17 protein-coding genes are annotated in these 17,990 nt (G+C 71.4%); 8 read left to right on the plus strand and 9 right to left on the minus strand.

What is annotated here, in order from left to right; translation table 11 throughout:
- Nucleotides 1–45: 45 nt before the first annotated feature.
- Both ACWCPM_RS10750 and ACWCPM_RS10755 read right to left on the minus strand, forming a co-directional pair.
- On the minus strand, nucleotides 46–339 hold the full coding sequence (locus tag ACWCPM_RS10750) for a hypothetical protein (protein ID WP_450975787.1): 294 nt from the start codon (nucleotides 337–339) through the stop codon (nucleotides 46–48).
- Nucleotides 340–455: 116 nt separating this feature from the next.
- The gene (locus ACWCPM_RS10755; RefSeq protein ID WP_450975788.1) at nucleotides 456–1,055 is read right to left on the minus strand and encodes a class I SAM-dependent methyltransferase; all 600 of its coding nucleotides are present in this window, start codon (nucleotides 1,053–1,055) and stop codon (nucleotides 456–458) included.
- Between the two features lie 152 nt (nucleotides 1,056–1,207).
- On the opposite strand from ACWCPM_RS10755, the gene ACWCPM_RS10760 reads away from it, so the two are divergent.
- The 5 genes from ACWCPM_RS10760 to ACWCPM_RS10780 all read left to right on the plus strand — a co-directional run bounded on the left by ACWCPM_RS10760 (nucleotide 1,208) and on the right by ACWCPM_RS10780 (nucleotide 6,267).
- Nucleotides 1,208–1,981 (plus strand): MHYT domain-containing protein, encoded by a 774-nt coding sequence (locus ACWCPM_RS10760; protein ID WP_450975789.1) that lies wholly within the window; start codon nucleotides 1,208–1,210, stop codon nucleotides 1,979–1,981.
- Nucleotides 1,982–2,031: 50 nt separating this feature from the next.
- Nucleotides 2,032–4,542 carry a nitrate- and nitrite sensing domain-containing protein gene (locus ACWCPM_RS10765; RefSeq protein ID WP_450975790.1) on the plus strand — a complete coding sequence of 837 codons (2,511 nt, stop codon included), beginning with the start codon at nucleotides 2,032–2,034 and terminating at the stop codon, nucleotides 4,540–4,542.
- Nucleotides 4,539–4,976, plus strand: coding sequence for a roadblock/LC7 domain-containing protein (locus tag ACWCPM_RS10770; protein ID WP_450975791.1), 438 nt, complete (start codon nucleotides 4,539–4,541; stop codon nucleotides 4,974–4,976). The genes ACWCPM_RS10765 and ACWCPM_RS10770 overlap by 4 nt, the downstream gene beginning before the upstream one ends.
- 22 nt (nucleotides 4,977–4,998) lie before the next feature.
- The gene (locus ACWCPM_RS10775) at nucleotides 4,999–5,412 is read left to right on the plus strand and encodes a DUF742 domain-containing protein (protein ID WP_450975792.1); all 414 of its coding nucleotides are present in this window, start codon (nucleotides 4,999–5,001) and stop codon (nucleotides 5,410–5,412) included.
- Between the two features lie 249 nt (nucleotides 5,413–5,661).
- Nucleotides 5,662–6,267 carry a GTP-binding protein gene (locus tag ACWCPM_RS10780; protein ID WP_401671757.1) on the plus strand — a complete coding sequence of 202 codons (606 nt, stop codon included), beginning with the start codon at nucleotides 5,662–5,664 and terminating at the stop codon, nucleotides 6,265–6,267.
- Between the two features lie 15 nt (nucleotides 6,268–6,282).
- On the opposite strand, the gene ACWCPM_RS10785 is transcribed toward ACWCPM_RS10780, so the two are convergent.
- A complete protein-coding gene (locus tag ACWCPM_RS10785) occupies nucleotides 6,283–6,711 on the minus strand; it encodes a PPOX class F420-dependent oxidoreductase (protein ID WP_450975793.1) in 429 nt (142 codons plus the stop codon).
- A gap of 93 nt (nucleotides 6,712–6,804) precedes the next feature.
- Between ACWCPM_RS10785 and ACWCPM_RS10790 the strand changes: the two genes are divergently transcribed.
- Together ACWCPM_RS10790 and ACWCPM_RS10795 are read left to right on the plus strand one after the other, a co-directional pair.
- Nucleotides 6,805–7,215, plus strand: coding sequence for a roadblock/LC7 domain-containing protein (locus ACWCPM_RS10790; protein WP_450975794.1), 411 nt, complete (start codon nucleotides 6,805–6,807; stop codon nucleotides 7,213–7,215).
- 137 nt (nucleotides 7,216–7,352) lie between these two features.
- Nucleotides 7,353–8,438 carry a DUF6397 family protein gene (locus ACWCPM_RS10795; RefSeq protein ID WP_450975795.1) on the plus strand — a complete coding sequence of 362 codons (1,086 nt, stop codon included), beginning with the start codon at nucleotides 7,353–7,355 and terminating at the stop codon, nucleotides 8,436–8,438.
- 31 nt (nucleotides 8,439–8,469) lie between these two features.
- Here the strand turns inward: ACWCPM_RS10795 and ACWCPM_RS10800 are convergent, their stop codons facing one another.
- Both ACWCPM_RS10800 and ACWCPM_RS10805 read right to left on the minus strand, forming a co-directional pair.
- Complete coding sequence (locus ACWCPM_RS10800; RefSeq protein ID WP_450975796.1) at nucleotides 8,470–9,336, minus strand: acyl-CoA thioesterase; 867 nt, start codon at nucleotides 9,334–9,336, stop codon at nucleotides 8,470–8,472.
- A 19-nt stretch (nucleotides 9,337–9,355) separates the two neighbouring features.
- Nucleotides 9,356–11,869 (minus strand): DEAD/DEAH box helicase, encoded by a 2,514-nt coding sequence (locus ACWCPM_RS10805; protein WP_450975797.1) that lies wholly within the window; start codon nucleotides 11,867–11,869, stop codon nucleotides 9,356–9,358.
- 145 nt (nucleotides 11,870–12,014) lie between these two features.
- On the opposite strand from ACWCPM_RS10805, the gene ACWCPM_RS10810 reads away from it, so the two are divergent.
- Nucleotides 12,015–12,809 carry a metal-dependent hydrolase gene (locus ACWCPM_RS10810; protein WP_450975798.1) on the plus strand — a complete coding sequence of 265 codons (795 nt, stop codon included), beginning with the start codon at nucleotides 12,015–12,017 and terminating at the stop codon, nucleotides 12,807–12,809.
- A gap of 26 nt (nucleotides 12,810–12,835) precedes the next feature.
- On the opposite strand, the gene ACWCPM_RS10815 is transcribed toward ACWCPM_RS10810, so the two are convergent.
- From ACWCPM_RS10815 to ACWCPM_RS10830, 4 genes are all read right to left on the minus strand, one after another.
- Nucleotides 12,836–13,099 (minus strand): type B 50S ribosomal protein L31, encoded by a 264-nt coding sequence (locus tag ACWCPM_RS10815; RefSeq protein ID WP_450975799.1) that lies wholly within the window; start codon nucleotides 13,097–13,099, stop codon nucleotides 12,836–12,838.
- A 57-nt stretch (nucleotides 13,100–13,156) separates the two neighbouring features.
- Nucleotides 13,157–13,627, minus strand: a complete 471-nt coding sequence (locus ACWCPM_RS10820; protein ID WP_450975800.1) for a DUF5709 domain-containing protein — start codon at nucleotides 13,625–13,627, stop codon at nucleotides 13,157–13,159.
- Between the two features lie 276 nt (nucleotides 13,628–13,903).
- Complete coding sequence (locus ACWCPM_RS10825) at nucleotides 13,904–15,685, minus strand: ABC transporter ATP-binding protein (RefSeq protein ID WP_450975801.1); 1,782 nt, start codon at nucleotides 15,683–15,685, stop codon at nucleotides 13,904–13,906.
- Complete coding sequence (locus ACWCPM_RS10830) at nucleotides 15,682–17,697, minus strand: ABC transporter transmembrane domain-containing protein (RefSeq protein ID WP_450975802.1); 2,016 nt, start codon at nucleotides 17,695–17,697, stop codon at nucleotides 15,682–15,684. Before ACWCPM_RS10830 ends, ACWCPM_RS10825 begins: the two co-directional genes overlap by 4 nt.
- Between the last annotated feature and the right edge of the window lie 293 nt (nucleotides 17,698–17,990).

Genomic DNA, 17,990 nt, shown 5'->3' on the forward strand with positions numbered 1-17,990 from the left:
GTTGTCCGACCGGACAGGCCAGAACGACCTCTCGTCGGCCCTTCCTCACGCCGTCGGCAGCCCCAGCAGCTCGCGTGCGACGGTCCGTGTCGACTGGTCGCGCTCCCGGGCCAGTGCGATGACGGCCCGGCACGCCAGCTCGTTCACGCCGAACGACAGCGCCTCCGGCGACACCCAGCCCGCCGCCTCGTCGATGCGGTCCTGGTCGTCCTCCGCACATGCCGAGACATAGGCGGCGGCCTCGAACAAATTGTGCGCACGCCGGTCCGCACCGGCCTTGCGCTCCGCGCGTGCCGTCTCACGGAACCCGGACCACGCCTTGCGAACCCTGTCGAACACGGTGACCACCATCCCCGCTCGTGGCTTCCCTCGCCGATCGTCCACCCACTGCCAATCAACGTAGAGTTGGAGCCGCGACGGCAGAAGGGGGAAGGCGCGGTGAAGCGCCGGGACGGTCAGTCCGCCCGGACCGCGAGGGCGAGGAAGCGGTCGTCGCGATCGACGTACGACGTCATGGTCCAGCCGGAACCGGCCAGCAGCGGACGGAGGTTGGGCTCCGCACGCAGGTCGGCCGGGGTGATCCGACGGCCCTGCCGGGCGGCGAGCGCCGCGCGGCCGATCGGGTGGAAGAGGGCGAGCCTCCCGCCGGGGCACACGACCCGGGCCAACTCCCGCAAGTTCCGGGCCGGGTCGGGCAGGTGGGCGATCAGACCCGCCGCGAACACCGCGTCGAGCGAACCAGAACGCAGCGGGAGCGCCGCCACGTCGGTGAGCAGCAGCGTCCCGTCGCGGTCGCGTCCGGCGTGTGCGGCGGCCCGCAGCATGGCCGGGGTCAGATCGGCCCCGAGGACCACCCCCGAGGCGCCCACGGCCGCTCGCAGCGGTGGCAGGGCCCGTCCCGTGCCGCAGCCGGCGTCGAGGACGCGGTCGCCCTCGCGCAGACCGAGTTCGCCGACCGCGGCCGCGTAGGCGGGGCCGTCGTCGGGGAACCGGCTGTCCCAGCCGGCCGCCCGGGGCGTGAAGAACTCCTGGACGTGCGTACGGTCGTCGCTCATGTCCGGCATGATCCCTCACTGACATGACGGACGCCCCGGCGCACATGTTCGAGCGCGATGTGATCGTTCAGGTACATATCTGTGTCATATTCCAACACCTTTCGAAATGCGCCCCCTTCGTGCTCCTGTGCTCCCAGTAGCGTCCCTTGGCCATGGGACACCTGGACCACGCCGCCCTCGGCTGGCTGACACCCGTACTGTCGTACGTCATGGCCTGCACAGGCGCCGCCCTGGGCCTGCGCTGCACCGTCCGCGCGCTCGGGGCCACCGGCCGCTCGCGCCGCAACTGGCTGATCACAGCCGCCTCGGCCCTCGGCACCGGCATCTGGACCATGCACTTCGTGGCCATGCTCGGCTTCAGCGTGAGCGGGACCGAGATCCGCTACGACGTGCCGCTCACCGTCCTGAGCCTGCTGGTGGCCATGATCGTGGTCTGTGCCGGCGTCTTCGCGGTCGGGTACGGCCGCGACCGGACCCGGGCGCTGCTCGTCGGTGGCCTCACCACGGGGCTCGGCGTCGCGAGCATGCACTACCTGGGCATGGCGGCGGTACGCCTGCACGGTGACGTGACGTACGACCCGGCACGGGTCGCCCTGTCGGTCGGGATCGCCGTCGTCGCGGCGACCGCGGCCCTGTGGGCGGCGCTCAACATCAAGTCGCCCGTCGCGGTCACCGTCGCGTCCCTCGTCATGGGCGCGGCCGTGAGCAGCATGCACTACACCGGGATGTTCGCGGTGGGTGTGCAGGTCACGCCCTCGGGCGACGCACTGCCCGGGGCCACGGCGATGCAGTTCGTCTTCCCCCTCGCCGTCGGCCTCGGGTCCTACCTCTTCCTGACCTCCGCCTTCGTGGCGCTGTCGCCCACGGCAGGGGAGCGCGAGGCATCCGCGTCGGCGCAGCGGTCCCTCGGGAGCGCCGCCCACTGAAGGCCCACCTCCACCGGACCGCATCCGAACCCTTTCCGAACGAGGAGGCCATGCGTACCCCCCGTAGGAACCCCGGCACCGGCGCTCAGACGCCGCCCCCGAACTCCGCGCGCGGTCGCCGCGCCCACGCCGGACAACCGGCCGACGAGACCCCGCAGGACACCGCGGACGCGGTGGCGAAAGATGATCCCGCGCACGGGGGGGAGCGCTGGCACATACGTCCGCGCACCGTGCGCGCCAAGATCGTCTGCCTGCTGATGGTGCCCGCCGTGTCGCTGCTGGCCCTGTGGGCGTACGCCACCGTCAGCACCGTCCAGGACGTCGCCCGGCTCAAGCAGTTGCAACGTGTGGACTCCGACGTCCGTGCCCCCGTCGCGGCCACCGTGGCCGCCCTCCAGGCCGAGCGCGCCGCCGCCGTACGGCACGCCACCGACCCCGCGACCGGTGCCGGCGGTGAACTGCGGCGCCTGGCGGAACGCACGGACCGGGCGGTCGCGAAGTTGCGGCTCGGCGAGCGCAACACCGTCGCCGACGGACAGGAACTGCCCGAGGGAGTCGCCCAACGACTCGAAACCTTCGTCACGGGCACGGAGGGGCTGCGGACACTGCGCGCCGACGTGCTGGACCGGCGTGCCGGATGGGACGACGCGTACGAGCAGTACACGAAGACCATCGCCACGGCCTTCGGCGTGGGCGGTGCCCTGACCGGCATCCAGGACGCCGAACTCGGCTCCGACGCGCGCGTGCTGCTGGAGTTCTCCCGCGCGGGCGAGGCCCTGGCCCGGGAGGACGTGCTGCTGTCCAGCGCCCGGCTCGCGGGCGGTCTGGAGGGCGAGCGGTTGCGGCTGTTCACCGGCGCGGTCGAAACCCGGCGCGACCTCACCGACGCCGCCGTCGCCGACCTGCGAGGCGACGAGCGGGCAGCCTGGCGGAACCTCGCCGAGAGCGTGGACTACGCGGCGATGGTCGCCGTCGAGGACAAGGTCCTGACGAGCCGGCCGGGGTCCGGGGCGATCAAGGCCGCCCCCGAGACCGAATGGACCCCGGCACACACGCGCGTTCAGGGCGGCATGCGCACCATCGAGCAGGACGCCGCCCGCGGCGTCGCCGATCGGGCCGACCCCTTCGCCCGTGGCCTGCTCACGCCGGCGGGCGCCGCCGTCCTCTTCGGTCTGGCCGCCGTCGCCGCGTCCCTCGTCATCTCGGTACGCATCGGACGCGGCCTCGTCGTCGAACTGATCAGCCTGCGCAACGGCGCACTGGAGATCGCCCGCCGTAAACTCCCCGAAGCCATGGGCAAACTCCGCGCCGGAGAGGAGATCGACGTCCGCGCCGAGGCACCGCCCGGGCCGCCGGCCGAGGACGAGGTCGGCCAGGTCGCGGAGGCCCTCGGCACGGTGCACCGGGCCGCGCTGCGCGCCGCGGTGGAACGCGCCGAGCTCGCCAGCGGCATCTCCGGTGTCTTCGTCAACCTGGCCCGCCGCAGTCAGGTCCTCGTGCACCGCCAGCTGAGCCTCCTGGACAGCATGGAACGCCGCTCCGACGACCCGAACGAACTGAGCGACCTGTTCCGGCTCGACCACCTCACCACCCGTATGCGGCGCCACGCCGAGAGCCTGATCATCCTCTCGGGCGCGGCCCCCGGCCGGGCCTGGCGCATGCCGGTCTCCCTGACCAACGTGGTCCGCGCGGCCGTGTCCGAGATCGAGGACTACGCGCGCGTGGAGGTGCGTCAGCTCCCCGAGGCCCTCGTCATCGGTGCCGCCGTGGCCGACCTCACCCACCTGCTGGCCGAGCTCGTCGAGAACGCCGCTCAGTTCTCGCCCCCGCACACGCGCGTGCGCGTCACCGGGGAGCCCGTCGGCAACGGCTACGCCGTCGAGGTCGAGGACCGCGGCCTGGGCATGGGCAAGGACACCCTCGCCGAGGCCAACCGCCGTATCGCCCAGTCCGAGGCACTCGACCTCTTCGACAGCGACCGGCTCGGCCTCTTCGTCGTCAGCAGGCTCGCCGCACGCCACGAGATCAAGGTGAACCTGCGCACCTCGCCCTACGGCGGCACCACCGCGGTCGTCCTGCTGCCCACCGCTCTGCTGCACAACGGTGTGCCGGAACGTTCCGGCGCCAAGGCGGCGGAACCGGAACACGAGTACGCGCGCGTGCCCGGCGGACCTCACCAGGAGGCCGTCCCCACCACCGGTGACCGGCCCGCCCTGGTGCCACCCGTCCCGGCCACGGCGCAGACCGGTCCCGAAACCCCGCCCCCCGGAGTCACCGCCTTGCGCCTGCACCGTCCCCCCGACCCCGACGAAGGCTCCGAGAACCTCCCCCGCCGGGTACGGCAGGCCAGCCTCGCCCCGCAGTTGCGCGAGCGGCGTTCCCCTGACCCTCCGCAGTCGTCCGCTTCCCGGAACGACGAGCGGCGCACCCCCGAACTCGTACGTGACCGCATGTCGGCCTACCGCGACGGTTGGGCCCGTGGTGGCGGCCGCCCACCCGGCCGCGGCGCGACGACCGACCCGGCAGGCGGCAGTGACAGCAGCGAAGGAGACCCCGCATGATCCAGGACCCCGGCATGAGAGCCGCTCAGAGCTCCGGCGAACTCGACTGGCTGCTCGATGACTTGGTGCTGCGTGTGCACGAGGTACGGCACGTCGTGGTGCTCTCCAACGACGGCCTCGCCGTGGGCTCCTCGACCGATCTCGGGCGCGAGGACGCCGAACACCTCGCCGCCGTCGCCTCGGGCTTCCACAGCCTGGCCAAGGGCGCCGGCCGGCACTTCGGCGCCGGTGGCGTGCGCCAGACCATGGTGGAGATGGACGACGCTTTCCTCTTCGTGGCCGCCGCCGGAGACGGTTCCTGCCTCGCCGTCCTCACCGCCGTCACCGCCGACATAGGCCTGGTCGCCTACGAGATGGCGCGGCTGGTGAAACGCGTCGGGGAGCACCTCTACACGGCGCCGCGCATGAACGCGCGGCCACCCGCTGCCGGATGAGGCTGGAGGACGGTCCGCACAGATGACCGAGGACATGAAGGGCACCCCGCACGAGCAGGGCAGCCAGTGGTACGACGGCGAGGCGGGTCCGCTCGTGCGGCCGTACGCCATGACGGGCGGCCGTACCAAGCCGGGCCCCACCGGGGTGGGCTTCGACCTCATCGCCCTGGTCACCCTCGACCCGGGCGCCGCTCACCTCGACGACGACCCCGCGCTCGGCCCCGAACACCTCGCCCTCGTCGACCTGTGCCGCATCGAGACCCAGTCGGTCGCCGAACTCGCCGCGGGCGCGGACCTACCCGTCGGCGTCGTCCGGGTGCTTCTCGGAGATCTGCTGGAACTCGGCCGTGTCACCGTCAGCCGCCCCGTGCCACCTGCGCAACTGCCCGACGAGCGGATTCTGCGCGAGGTCATCGACGGACTGCGGGCGCTGTAGATGAACGCTCACGACAACCCGCGCGCGTACGGCCGCACAGACCGCCGACTTACGCACCTTTGTGGGCGCGGAACGCATTCGACTCGGTCACATCAGGCAAAGAGCGGTCCCGGGGCCCTGCGGGGACCGGCCGTTGTCATGATGCTGCCTTCGCGCACGAGCACCGCGACCGTGTGCGGACGCCGTGCCCCGGCGCGGCACGCGCGTACCGACGTCGACCCTTGCAGGCACTCCCGAGAGAAGTGATCGATGGTCTCCGAGACGTCCGACGCCACCGAGGGCGAGACCGCCGCCCTGGCGTTGAAGATACTGGTCGCCGGTGGGTTCGGCGTGGGCAAGACCACCCTGGTGGGCGCGGTCAGCGAGATCAGGCCCCTGCGCACCGAGGAACTGCTGAGCGAGGCCGGTCAGCTGGTGGACGACACCGACGGCGTGGACCACAAGGTCACGACCACGGTCGCCATGGACTTCGGCCGGATCACCATCCGCTCCGGCCTCTCCCTGTATCTGTTCGGTACACCAGGACAGGACCGCTTCTGGTTCCTGTGGGACGAACTGTCGCAGGGAGCGCTGGGGGCGGTCGTGCTGGCCGACACCCGCCGCCTGGAGGACTGCTTCCCCGCGGTGGACTACTTCGAGCACCGCCACATCCCCTTCGTGGTGGCCGTCAACTGCTTCACGGGCGCGCGCGCCTACGGCGCACAGGACGTCTGCCGCGCCCTGGATCTCGACCGGGGAACCCCCGTCGTCCTCTGCGACGCTCGTGACCGTGACTCGGGGAAGGAGGTGCTGATCCGGCTCGTCGAGTACGCCGGGCGGGTGCACACCGCCCGGCTGCTCGACTCCGTGAGCTGACCGGTCGGAGGTGCTTCAGCCGGCGACGGCCTTCTGCGCCAGGACCTTGTCGATCGAGACCCGCACCAGGAGTTCCCCCGGCCGGCCGTTGCGTTCCCCGAACGCCTCGGCGTTCTCCTCGCCCATGTACCGCCCGGCGATACGGGTGGCCCACTCGCGGAGTTCGTCGAGGTCCTCGAAGAGCTGGGCGCGCCCCTGCACCACGACGAAGTCGAACGGCGGACGGTCGTCGTCCACGCAGAGGGCGACCCGCCCGTCGCGGGCCAGATTGCGTCCCTTCACGCTCTCCTTGGAGGTGTTGAACACCACCTCGTTCCCGTCGAGCAGGAACCAGATCGGCGCCACGTGCGGGCTCCCGTCAGCCCGGACGGTGGACAGCTTCGCCGTGCGGGTGCCCTGTGACAGGAAGGCCCGCCATTCCGTGTCGGTCATCTTCTGTGCCATGTCACCATCCTGCTTGCCCGTCAGGCGGACGTGGTGAAGGCTGGCGGAGAGACCTCCGGCCAGGGGGAGTCGTCACACGGGGAGATCGTCATCATGGTGCACAAGGGACTGGGCTGGCTGCTGGACGACTTTACCGAGCGCGTGGAGCAGGTGCGGCACGCACTCGTCCTGTCCAACGACGGACTCGTGACAGGGGCGAGCACGGGCCTACGGCGCGAGGACGCCGAACACCTCGCCGCCGTCGCGTCCGGACTGCACAGCCTCGCCAAGGGGTCGGGCCTTCACTTCGGTGCCGGGCAGGTGCGTCAGACGATGGTCGAGTTCGACGACGCGGTGCTGTTCGTCACGGCGGCCGGCAGCGGCAGCTGCCTGTGTGTACTCAGCGCCGCGGAGGCCGACATCGGTCAGATCGCCTACGAGATGACACTGCTCGTCAACCGGGTCGGCGAGCACCTCGGAATCGACGCCCGCCAGCCCGAGCGGTTCCCGCCCACCGACGTCTGACCTGCGCGTTTTCAGCCCCCGCGAAGTTATCCACAGGCTCGCCACGGGATCGGCCGAAGCGGCTACGGTGGTGTGACCGCGAGCGCACGGAGCGTGAGCGAAGTCCGTCGACCACCACTTCACGGGGGAGAAACGCCATGTCCGGCAACACCATCGCGAGTACGCAGGTCCTCACCCGCTCGCCGAGCCGCGCCGCACGCGAACTGGGACTGAAGCGGCGTGAGTTCGAGCTGGCGGTGAATCTGGGACGGATCCGCACGCTGCCCGACGAAGGCGGCGGAGGGCGCCGCGTCGCCGACGCCGAGATCGAGCGGTTGCGCTCACAGGAGGGATTCCCGGCGCCGCTCCTTGAACGGGTGCGGACCGTGAGCACGAACGAGGCGGCCCGTCTCATGGGCGTGACGGGGGGCCGGTTCACACGCCTGGCCCGGCTGGGGCTCGTGGCGCCGGTCGCGTTCTGTCTGAACCGCTATCGGGCGCTCGTGTGGCTCTATCTTGCCGACGAGGTGAGCCGGTTCGCGGCCGACGAGCAGAACGCACGGGTGGTGAGGGGCCGCGTGCTGCCCGAGGAGCTACTGGTTCGGCTACGGGACGGGACGGACCTGCGCGCCCGCAACTGGCGCGGACGGCACCTGGGGTTCCTGCTGCGCCGGGCCGACAGCCCCTGGGAGCGTGCCGGCGCCCTGGCAGCACTGCTGGAGCCCGTTCATGTCGCGGAGGTCGTCGAGGATTCCTCCGAGCGCGCCCTGGTGAACCGGTTCCGTCCGGGGCCACCGACCCACGGCGCCCCCGACTCGCCGTCGGCGCTGCTCGCCGAGAAGCTCATGACAGCCGACGAACCCGACGAGATCGGCTGGCTGCGGGCCGAACTCGCCCAGGTGTTGGACGAGGCCCGCGCTCAGCGGCCGGCGTTCCGACAGCCACACGGCCACGGTGACACGGGCCGTACGGCGCACCCGGACGATTCCGCTCGCACGAACCGTGTGGGGCACGCTGCCGGATCCGCTCACGCGCATCACGTGGTGGGCGCGGCCGGGCCCGCTCACCCGCATCGTCCGGTGCGCGGGCAGGGCGCCGGGCACAGTGGGCGTCTGCCCGTGACCCGACCGCCCACACACGGATCCACACGCCGATCCGCACCCCGAACCGAGGCGCAGACCCGCGCGCCGCAGCCGGAGCGCCCTCGCAGCCTGCTGAGCCGACTGCTCCGCAGAGGCCGGTGAAGGCGCGCCGGCCACCTGGTAGAGCGCTTTCCTACAGCGCCCTGAACAGCCCTTCCTGGACGACCGACACCAGCAGACGGCCCTCCAGGTCGTAGATCCGTCCGCGGGCGAGCCCTCGCCCGCCGGTCGCGATCGGCGACTCCTGGTCGTAGAGGAACCACTCGTCCGCGCGGAACGGCCGGTGGAACCACATCGCGTGGTCGAGCGACGCCATGTCGAAGCCGCGCGGACCCCACAGCGGTTCGACAGGAATGCGCACGGCGTCCAGCAGGGTCATGTCGCTCGCGTACGTCAGCGCGCAGGTGTGCACCAGCGGGTCGTCACCGAGCGGCCCGACGGCGCGCATCCACACGGCGCTGCGAGGCTCCGCGTCCTTGATCTCCTCAGGCGTCCAGCGCAGTCGGTCCACGTACCGGATGTCGAACGGCTGGCGGCGCGCCATCCGCTCCAACTGCTCCGGCAGCGCGCCCAGGTGTTTCCGGATCTCCTCGGCGACGGTCGGCAGGGACTCGGGGTCCGGCACCTCGCGGGCCGGCGGCAGCTGGTGCTCGAAGCTCCCTTCCTCGGATTGGTGAAAGGAGGCGGTGAGGTTGAAGATCGTGCGGCCCTGCTGCACGGCCGTGACCCGGCGGGTCGTGAACGACCGCCCGTCACGGACCCGTTCGACCTGGTACACGATCGGCACGCCGGGGCGCCCTGGGCGCAGGAAGTACGCGTGCAGCGAGTGCACCGGCCGGTCGCCCTCAGTGGTGCGCCCGGCGGCGACGAGCGCCTGGCCGGCCACCTGGCCGCCGAAGACTCGCTGCAGCGATTCCTCGGGGCTGCGGCCCCGGAAGATGTTGACCTCGATCTGCTCCAGATCGAGCAGGTCGACGAGCCTCTCGGCCGGGTTTGTCATGACTGTCTTTCTCCTGTGCTCACAGCTGGCCCACGTCGGTGACGCGGACCACGGCACGGCCTTCGGCGTCGGAGGCCGCAAGATCGATCTCGGCGCTGATACCCCAGTCGTGATCGTCGCTGGGATCGTCGAAGATCTGCCGGACGCGCCACAACCCGTGCTCCGGCTCCTCCTCGATCAGCAGCAGCTTGGGGCCACGCGCGTCGGGGCCTGTGCCGAGGTCGTCGTACTCGTCCCAGTACTTGTCCATGGCTTCGCCCCAGCTGTCGGCGTCCCAGCCGGACTCGGCGTCCATTTCGCCGAGCTCCGCCATCTGGTCGAGCGCGGCCAGCTCGACACGGCGGAACAGAGCGTTGCGGACCAGCACCCGGAAGGCGCGTGCGTTGGAGGTGACCGGCTTGACCTGGTCGGCCTTCTCCTGGGCCTCCTCGGCGGTCATCTCCTGCGGGTTGGCGAGTTGCTCCCACTCGTCCAGCAGGCTGGAGTCGACCTGGCGCACCATCTCGCCGAGCCACTCGATCAGGTCCTGGAGGTCCTCGGACTTGAGGTCGTCGGGGATGTTGTGCTCGAGGGCCTTGTAAGCGCCGGCCAGGTAGCGCAGCACGATTCCCTCGGTGCGGGCCAGCTCGTAGTACGAGACCAGCTCCGTGAAGGACATCGCACGCTCGTACATGTCCCGGATGACGGACTTCGGCGACAGCGGATGGTCGCCGACCCAAGGGTGGCTCTTGCGGTACGTGTTGTACGCGTGGAAGAGCAACTCCTCCAACGGCTTCGGGTAGGAGACGTCCTGGAGCCGCTCCATGCGCTCCTCGTACTCGACGCCGTCCGCCTTCATCGCGGCCACGGCCTCACCGCGCGCCTTGTTCTGCTGGGCGGCGAGGATCTGGCGCGGATCGTCCAGCGTGGACTCCACGACGGACACCATGTCCAGTGCGTACGAGGGCGATTCGGGGTCCAGCAGCTCGAAGGCGGCCAGCGCGAAGGTGGACAGCGGCTGGTTGAGCGCGAAGTCCTGCTGCAGGTCCACGGTGAGACGGACGATGCGGCCCTCGGTGTCCGGTTCGTCCAGTTTCTCGACGATGCCGCCGTCCAGCAGCGAGCGGTAGATGGCGATCGCCCGCCGGATGTGCCGCAGCTGCTGCTTGCGCGGCTCGTGGTTGTCCTCCAGGAGATGCCGCATGGCCTCGAAGGCGTTGCCGGGCCGGGCGATCACCGACAGCAGCATGGTGTGCGTGACCCGGAACCGGGACGTCAGCGGTTCCGGCTCGGAGGTGATCAGCCTCTCGAAGGTGTCGTCGCTCCAGGCGACGAAGCCTTCCGGTGCCTTCTTGCGCACGACCTTCCGGCGCTTCTTCGGGTCGTCGCCCGCCTTGGCGAGGGCCTTCTCGTTCTCGATGACGTGCTCGGGCGCCTCGGCGACCACGAAGCCGGCCGTGTCGAAGCCCGCCCGTCCGGCCCGCCCGGCGATCTGGTGGAACTCACGGGCACGCAGGGTGCGCACCCGGCTGCCGTCGTACTTGGTCAGGGCGGTGAACAGCACGGTGCGGATCGGCACGTTGACGCCCACGCCCAGCGTGTCCGTGCCGCAGATGACCTTCAGCAGACCGGCCTGGGCGAGCTTCTCGACCAGGCGGCGGTACTTGGGCAGCATGCCGGCGTGGTGCACGCCGATGCCGTGCCGGACGTAGCGGGAGAGATTGCGGCCGAACTTGGTGGTGAAGCGGAAGTTGCCGATCAGCTCGGCGATCTGCTCCTTCTCCTCACGCGAGCACATGTTGATGCTCATCAGAGCCTGGGCCCGCTCCACCGCCTGGGCCTGGGTGAAGTGCACGATGTAGACGGGTGCCTGCTTGGTGTCCAGCAGCTCCGTCAGCGTCTCCGTGAGCGGGGAGCGCCGGTACTCGTAGGAGAGGGGCACCGGACGCGTCGCGGAACGGACCACCGACGTCGGGCGGCCGGTGCGCCGGGTGAGGTCCTTCTCGAACATCGAGACGTCGCCGAGGGTGGCGGACATGAGGACGAACTGCGCCTGCGGGAGTTCGAGCAGGGGGATCTGCCAGGCCCAGCCGCGATCCGGCTCCGCGTAGAAATGGAACTCGTCCATCACGACCTGGCCGATGTCCGCGTTCCGGCCGTCGCGCAGGGCGATCGAGGCGAGCACCTCGGCGGTGCAGCAGATCACCGGGGCGTCGGCGTTCACGGAGGCGTCGCCGGTGAGCATGCCGACGTTCTCGGTGCCGAACAGCTTGCACAGCTCGAAGAACTTCTCCGAGACCAGCGCCTTGATCGGAGCCGTGTAGAAGGTGACCTCGTCCCTGGCCAGCGCGGCGAAGTGGGCACCCGCGGCGATCATGCTCTTGCCGGACCCGGTGGGCGTCGACACGATCACGTTCGCGCCGGAGACCACCTCGATCAGTGCCTCCTCCTGGTGGGGGTAGAGCGTGAGACCGCGCTCCTGCGCCCACGACTCGAAGGCTTCGTAGAGGGCGTCGGGGTCGGCGGTCTGCGGCAGCTGATCGATGAGGGTCACGCCCCCATCTTGCCTGGCCTTCCGTCCGATGCGGGAATCGGATGCCCGCACGAAGATCGCGACCGCTACGCTGTGCCGCCGACACGATGTCAGCGCGGCAGGTCAACTGGACAGCGGCGCACGAAGAATGGGGCGGGCAGCGGCAATGATGGGACCAGCACACTCTCTCTCGGGAGCCGCGGCCTGGCTCGGCGTCGGAGCGGCCGCTGCCGCGGCAGGGCACGGGATGCCCTGGCCGGTCCTGCTGTGCGGCGCGCTGATCTGCGCGGGAGCCGCGCTCGCCCCCGATCTCGACCACAAGGCCGCCACCATCTCGCGCGCCTTCGGACCGGTGTCGCGCTGGCTCTGCGAGATCGTCGACAAGCTGTCGTACGCCGTCTACAAGGCCACGAGGAAGCCGGGCGACCCCCGTCGCTCCGGTGGGCACCGCACGCTCACGCACACCTGGCTGTGGGCGGTCATGATCGGCGCGGGTGCCTCGGTGCTGGCGGTCACCGGCGGGCGCTGGGCGGTGCTGGCGATCCTCTTCGTCCACATGGTGCTGGCCATCGAGGGCCTGCTCTGGCGGGCCACGCGCGGTACCAGCGCGGACGTCCTGGTCTGGCTCCTCGCCGCCACGAGCGCCTGGATCATCGCAGGAGTCCTGGACCAGCCGGGCAACGGTGCGGACTGGCTCTTCACGGAGCCGGGCCAGGAGTACCTCTGGCTCGGACTGCCGATCCTGCTGGGCGCGCTGGTGCACGACATCGGGGACGCGCTGACCGTCTCGGGCTGCCCGATACTGTGGCCGATCCCGCTGGGCCGCAAGCGCTGGTACCCGATCGGGCCGCCGAAGGCCATGCGGTTCCGGGCCGGCAGCTGGGTGGAGCTGAAGGTGCTGATGCCGGTGTTCATGGTGCTCGGCGGAGTCGGCGGCGCTGCGGCCCTCAACGTGATCTGAGGCTCCGCGCGGCACGCTCGAAGGCGTCAGTCGGCGCCTTGGCGCGTGCCCTCGCCGTATCGGCGCTCGAAGCGGGCGACGCGGCCCTCGGTGTCCACCGTCCGCGCCTTGCCTGTGTAGAAGGGGTGGCTCTCCGAGGAGATCTCGACGTCCACGACGGGGTAGGTCTCGCCGTCGTCCCACTCGATGGTCTGCTCGCTGGTCGCGGTGGACCGGGTCAGGAAGGCGTACCCGGCGGAGCGGTCGCGGAAGACGACCGGGTGGTAGGCGGGCTGCTTGTCCTGCTGCATGGCTGCTCCTGGTGCGGAGGGGGCATGGGCGGAGGCGTCGGGCGGGCGCGGCCGGCGTCAGCCGGACAGGGCGTCCTCGTCGACGATGTGGACGGCGGCCTCCTCGGCGGAGGCGGCCGCCCCGTCGATGCCGACGTCCGTGGCGATCAGCGCGGATTCGTCGTCCTCATGGGCTCCCTCGTCGGGAGCGACGAGCCGGCCGGACCGGGCGAAACCGACCTCGTTGTCCAGGAGCTCCCCGTCGGTGCCGTCCGCGTCACCGAGGCCGTCCCCTTCGAACACGTCCGACTCGGGCACCTCCTCGGCCAGCCGCTCGTCCAGGGTCTCGCCCCGCGCCCGCTCGGCGGCCGTCACGCCGGTGTGCTCCACCGCCCACGGCCGCTCCGGAGGGGACCAGCCCCGATCCAGGGGGTCGCTGACACCGTCGTTCTCCAGGGTGTCCTCCCCGTCGAGCAGCCCCGTGTCCTCACGCTGCTCGGACCCGTCGGGCTGGTAGACGTCGTCTCCCCATCCGTCGGCGCTGTTCACGGGTACCTCCAGGTGGTGAGGTCGGGGCCGTTCCCGCCACGGCCGGCGGCGCGCCGTCCGTACCGGAGGCACAGGCCGCGCCCGACGCTGTCCCGCGCACTTCACGGGCGCTCCCCGAGCCTGCGCCGCTTTCCAGCCTTCCACCCCTGTTCGCCCCCGCGCAACGGCACGGGCACCGACAGGGGCCGGCCCGCTGGACCGGCAGGGGCGGACCAGCGCGCCGCCCCCTTGGCACAGCGCCGCGGGAGGCCGCCCTCACGGGCGGTTCGTCACCCCTCAGCCATGCCACGACCTCCACAGCGCCGCGTACGCCCCGTCCGCCTCGACCAGCTCGGCATGGCTGCCCAGCTCGCTGATGCGGCCGTCCTCGACGACGGCGATGACGTCGGCGTCGTGTGCGGTGTGCAGGCGGTGGGCGATGGCGACCACGGTGCGGCCTTCGAGGACGCGGGCCAGGGACCGTTCCAGGTGGCGGGCCGCGCGAGGGTCGAGGAGGGACGTGGCCTCGTCCAGGACCAGTGTGTGCGGGTCGGCCAGCACCAGCCGGGCGAGCGCGATCTGCTGGGCCTGCGCCGGGGTGAGCGCGACCCCGCCCGAGCCGACCTCGGTGTCCAGCCCTTCCTCCAGGGCCCGCGCCCACCCGTCGGCGTCGACCGCGGCGAGCGCGGCCCACAGCTCGGCGTCGGTCGCGCCGGTGCGGGCGAGCAGCAGGTTGTCGCGCAGGGCGCCGACGAAGACGTGGTGCTCCTGGTTGACGAGGGCCACGTGGGAGCGGACGCGTTCCGCGGGCATCCGGGACAGTTCCGCGCCGCCGAGGGTGATCCGGCCGTCCCTCGGCGCGTAGATCCCGGCGAGCAGCCGGCCCAGCGTCGACTTGCCCGCACCCGAGGGACCGACCAGCGCCACCCGGGTGCCGGGGGCGACCCTCAGCGACACCTCGCGCAGCACGTCGACACCCTCGAGGTAACCGAAGTACACCTGATCGGCGTGCACGTCCCGGCCGTCCGGCGCCGGCCCCTGGTCCCCGGCGGCGGGCTCGATTTCACGGACGCCGACGAGCCGGGCCAGCGACACCTGGGCCACCTGCAGCTCGTCGTACCAGCGCAGGATCAGTCCGACCGGATCGACGAGCATCTGCGCGATCAGCGCGCCCGTGGTCAGCTGCCCGACGTCGAGCCAGCCCTGGAGCACGAAGACCCCGCCGACCATCAGGACGGAGGTGAGCACGGTCACATGGGTGACGTTGATCACCGGGAACAGCACCGAGCGCAGCCAGAGCGTGTAGCGCTCCCAGGCCGTCCACTCCTTGATCCGGCGCTCCGACAGTTCCACCCGGCGCTCGCCGAGCCGGTGCGCCTCGACGGTGCGCCCGGCGTCCACGGTCTCGGCGAGCGCCGCGGCCACGGCGGCGTACCCGGACGCCTCCGACCGGTAGGCGGCCGGCGCCCTGCGGAAGTACCAGCGGCAACCGATCACCAGCAGTGGCAGGGCGAGCAGCACGGCCCCCGCGAGCGGCGGTGCCGTCACCACCAGGCCGCCCAGCAGCAGGGCGACCCACACCACACCGATCGCCAGTTGGGGCACGGCTTCGCGCATGGCGTTGCCGAGCCGGTCGATGTCGGTGGTGATCCGGGACAGGAGGTCACCCGTGCCCGCCCGCTCCAGGACTCCTGGTGGCAGCCCGACGGACCGCACGAGGAAGTCCTCGCGCAGATCGGCCAGCATCCGTTCGCCGAGCATCGCGCCGCGCAGCCGCACCTGCCGCACGAACACGGCCTGTACGGCCAGCGCGAGCAGGAAGAACGTCACCGTGAGGCCCGGATTCAGCTCACGGGCCTTGTCCGAGACCCCTTCGACGAGCCCGCCGAGCAGATAGGGGCCGACCATGGACGCGATCACTGCGATCGTGTTGACGGCGACGAGGAGCAGGAACGCCCGGCGGTGCCGGCGGAACAGTTCGGTGACGTAGGCGCGTACGGTCGCGGGGCCACCGATGGGCAGGGTGTGCGCCGTCGTCGGGGCGGCCGGGTCGTACGCCGGTGGCGCCACGCCGATCATGCTGTCTCCTCGATCTCATCCAGTGCGTCCAGCTCGTCCATCTGGTCCAGCTTGTCGAGTCCGCCGGCCTCGAACCCGGCGAGTGCGCCGGTCAGGGCGGCGGACTCCTCCTCGGTCTCCCGGGTCACCACGGCCCGGTACCGGGGGTCCTGGTGCACCAGGTCCCGGTGCAGCCCGACGGCCGCGACCTCGCCCTCGTGGACGAGCACCACACGATCCGCGCGGTCCAGGAGCAGCGGCGAGGAGGTGAAGACGACCGTCGTGCGCCCGGTCCGCAGCTCGCGCACGCCCTCCGCGATCCGTGCCTCGGTGTGGGAGTCGACGGCGGAGGTCGGTTCGTCCAGGACGAGCACCTCCGGATCGGTGATCAGCGACCGGGCGAGGGCCAGCCGCTGGCGCTGGCCACCGGAGAGGGAGCGCCCGCGTTCCGTGATCCGGGCGTCCATCGGGTCGTCCGCGTCGAGCGAGCCCTGCACGAGCGCCGCCAGTACGTCCTCGCACTGCGCGGCCGTCAGGGCCTTGTCCGCGCGGACCTTTCCGGACGCGGGGACATCGAGCAGTTCGCGCAGGGAGCCCGACAGGAGCACGGGATCCTTGTCCTGGACGAGGACGGCCGTCCTCGCGCGATCCAGCGGCAGCTCGTCGAGCGCGACACCGCCGAGCAGCACCGAGATGCCCGCCTCCGCCGGATGGCCGCCGAGCCGCTCCGCCAGCCGACCCGCCACGTCAGGGTCACCGCACACCACGGCGGTGAACCGGCCGGACGGCGCGAGCAGACCGCTGGCCGGGTCGTACAGGTCCCCCGACGGCACTTCACCGGAGGGCAGGGCTCTGGGGGACGGGTCCTGGGACGGGAGGTCGCCCGAGGGCAGGGCACCGAAGGACTTGTCCTCGGAGGGCAGGTCGCCAGAGTGCGAGCCCTCATGTGAGTCCACGCGCAAGCCCTTGCCGGACGGTTCGTCGGAGGCCTCGCGGGACGACTTCACCGAGCCCTCGCCCGCCCCGTCGCCGTCCGTCGCCCGCCGCAGCGACAGCACGCGCGCCGCCCGATGGGCGGAGGGGCGCGAGAAGGAGTACGCCATCGCGATCTCCTCGAAGTGCCGCAGCGGATAGGTGAGGAGCATGACCGAGCTGTAGACGGTGACGAGTTCGCCGACGGTGATCCGGCCCTGCCGGGCGAGGTGTACGCCGTACCAGACGACCGCGATGAGGAGCAGTCCCGGCAGCAGTACCTGGATCGCCGAGATCAGCGACCACATCCGCGCGTTGTGCACGGCCGCGTGGCGGACCTCCTGCGAGGCGCGGCGGTATCGGTCGAGGAAGAGTTCCTCGCCGCCGATGCCGCGCAGGACGCGCAGTCCGGCAACGGTGTCGGAGGCGAGTTCGGTGGCGTGTCCCGCCTTCTCCCGCTGGACGTCGGCACGCCGGGTCGCGCGCGGGAGCAGGGGCAGTACGGCCAGTGCGAGCACGGGCAGGCCGAGGGCGATGACGACGCCGAGGGCCGGCTGGTGGACGACGAGACCGATGCAGACCAGCACGATCGTGAGGGCGGCCGCGGTGAAGCGGGACACGGCCTCCACGAACCAGCCGATCTTCTCGACGTCACCCGTGGAGACGGCGACGACCTCGCCGGCCGTGACCCGCCGGGTCAGGGTTGATCCCAGGTACGCGGCCTTGCGGGCCAGGAGTTGCTGGACCCGGGCCGCCGCGGTGATCCAGTTGGTGACGGCGGCCCGGTGCAGGAAGGTCTCTCCGACTGCGTTGCCCGCGCACGCCAGCGCCATCAGTCCTCCCGCGAGGGCGAGCCGCTCCCCGGAACGGTCGACCACGGCCTGGACGGCGAAGCCGACGCAGAACGGCAGTGAGGAGACCGACACGAAGTGCACCAGTCCCCAGAGCAGGGCGATGAGCTGACCGCGCAGCTGGTTCCGGCCGAGCCACCACAGGAACCGCGGCCCTGAACGAGCGTCCGGCACACCAGGGTCGGGATACGGAAGGTCTTGAATCTGCATGACATCCCAGTGGCTCTTGTCAGGGCGGAAGGGGTGATGGGGAAGGGGGTGCGGGAGGGGAGGGGGAGCGGCGGAAGGCTGCCCGGGCCGACGGGAATCGCGAGGGCAGGGGGTGGGGCGGGACGGCGGCCGGGGCCGCTCAGGGACATGGGTGACTGCAAGGGGCACCGAACCGTGAAAGGCTCGCGCCACAGACCTGTCCGAGGCAACCGGTTTTCTGAATCACCGCACAGAACCGGCTACCCCCCTCTCCCGCTCGCGTGAGCCCTCGTTCCCCGAGTCTCGTCGCGCGA

Source organism: Streptomyces sp. NPDC002309, assembly GCF_053593375.1.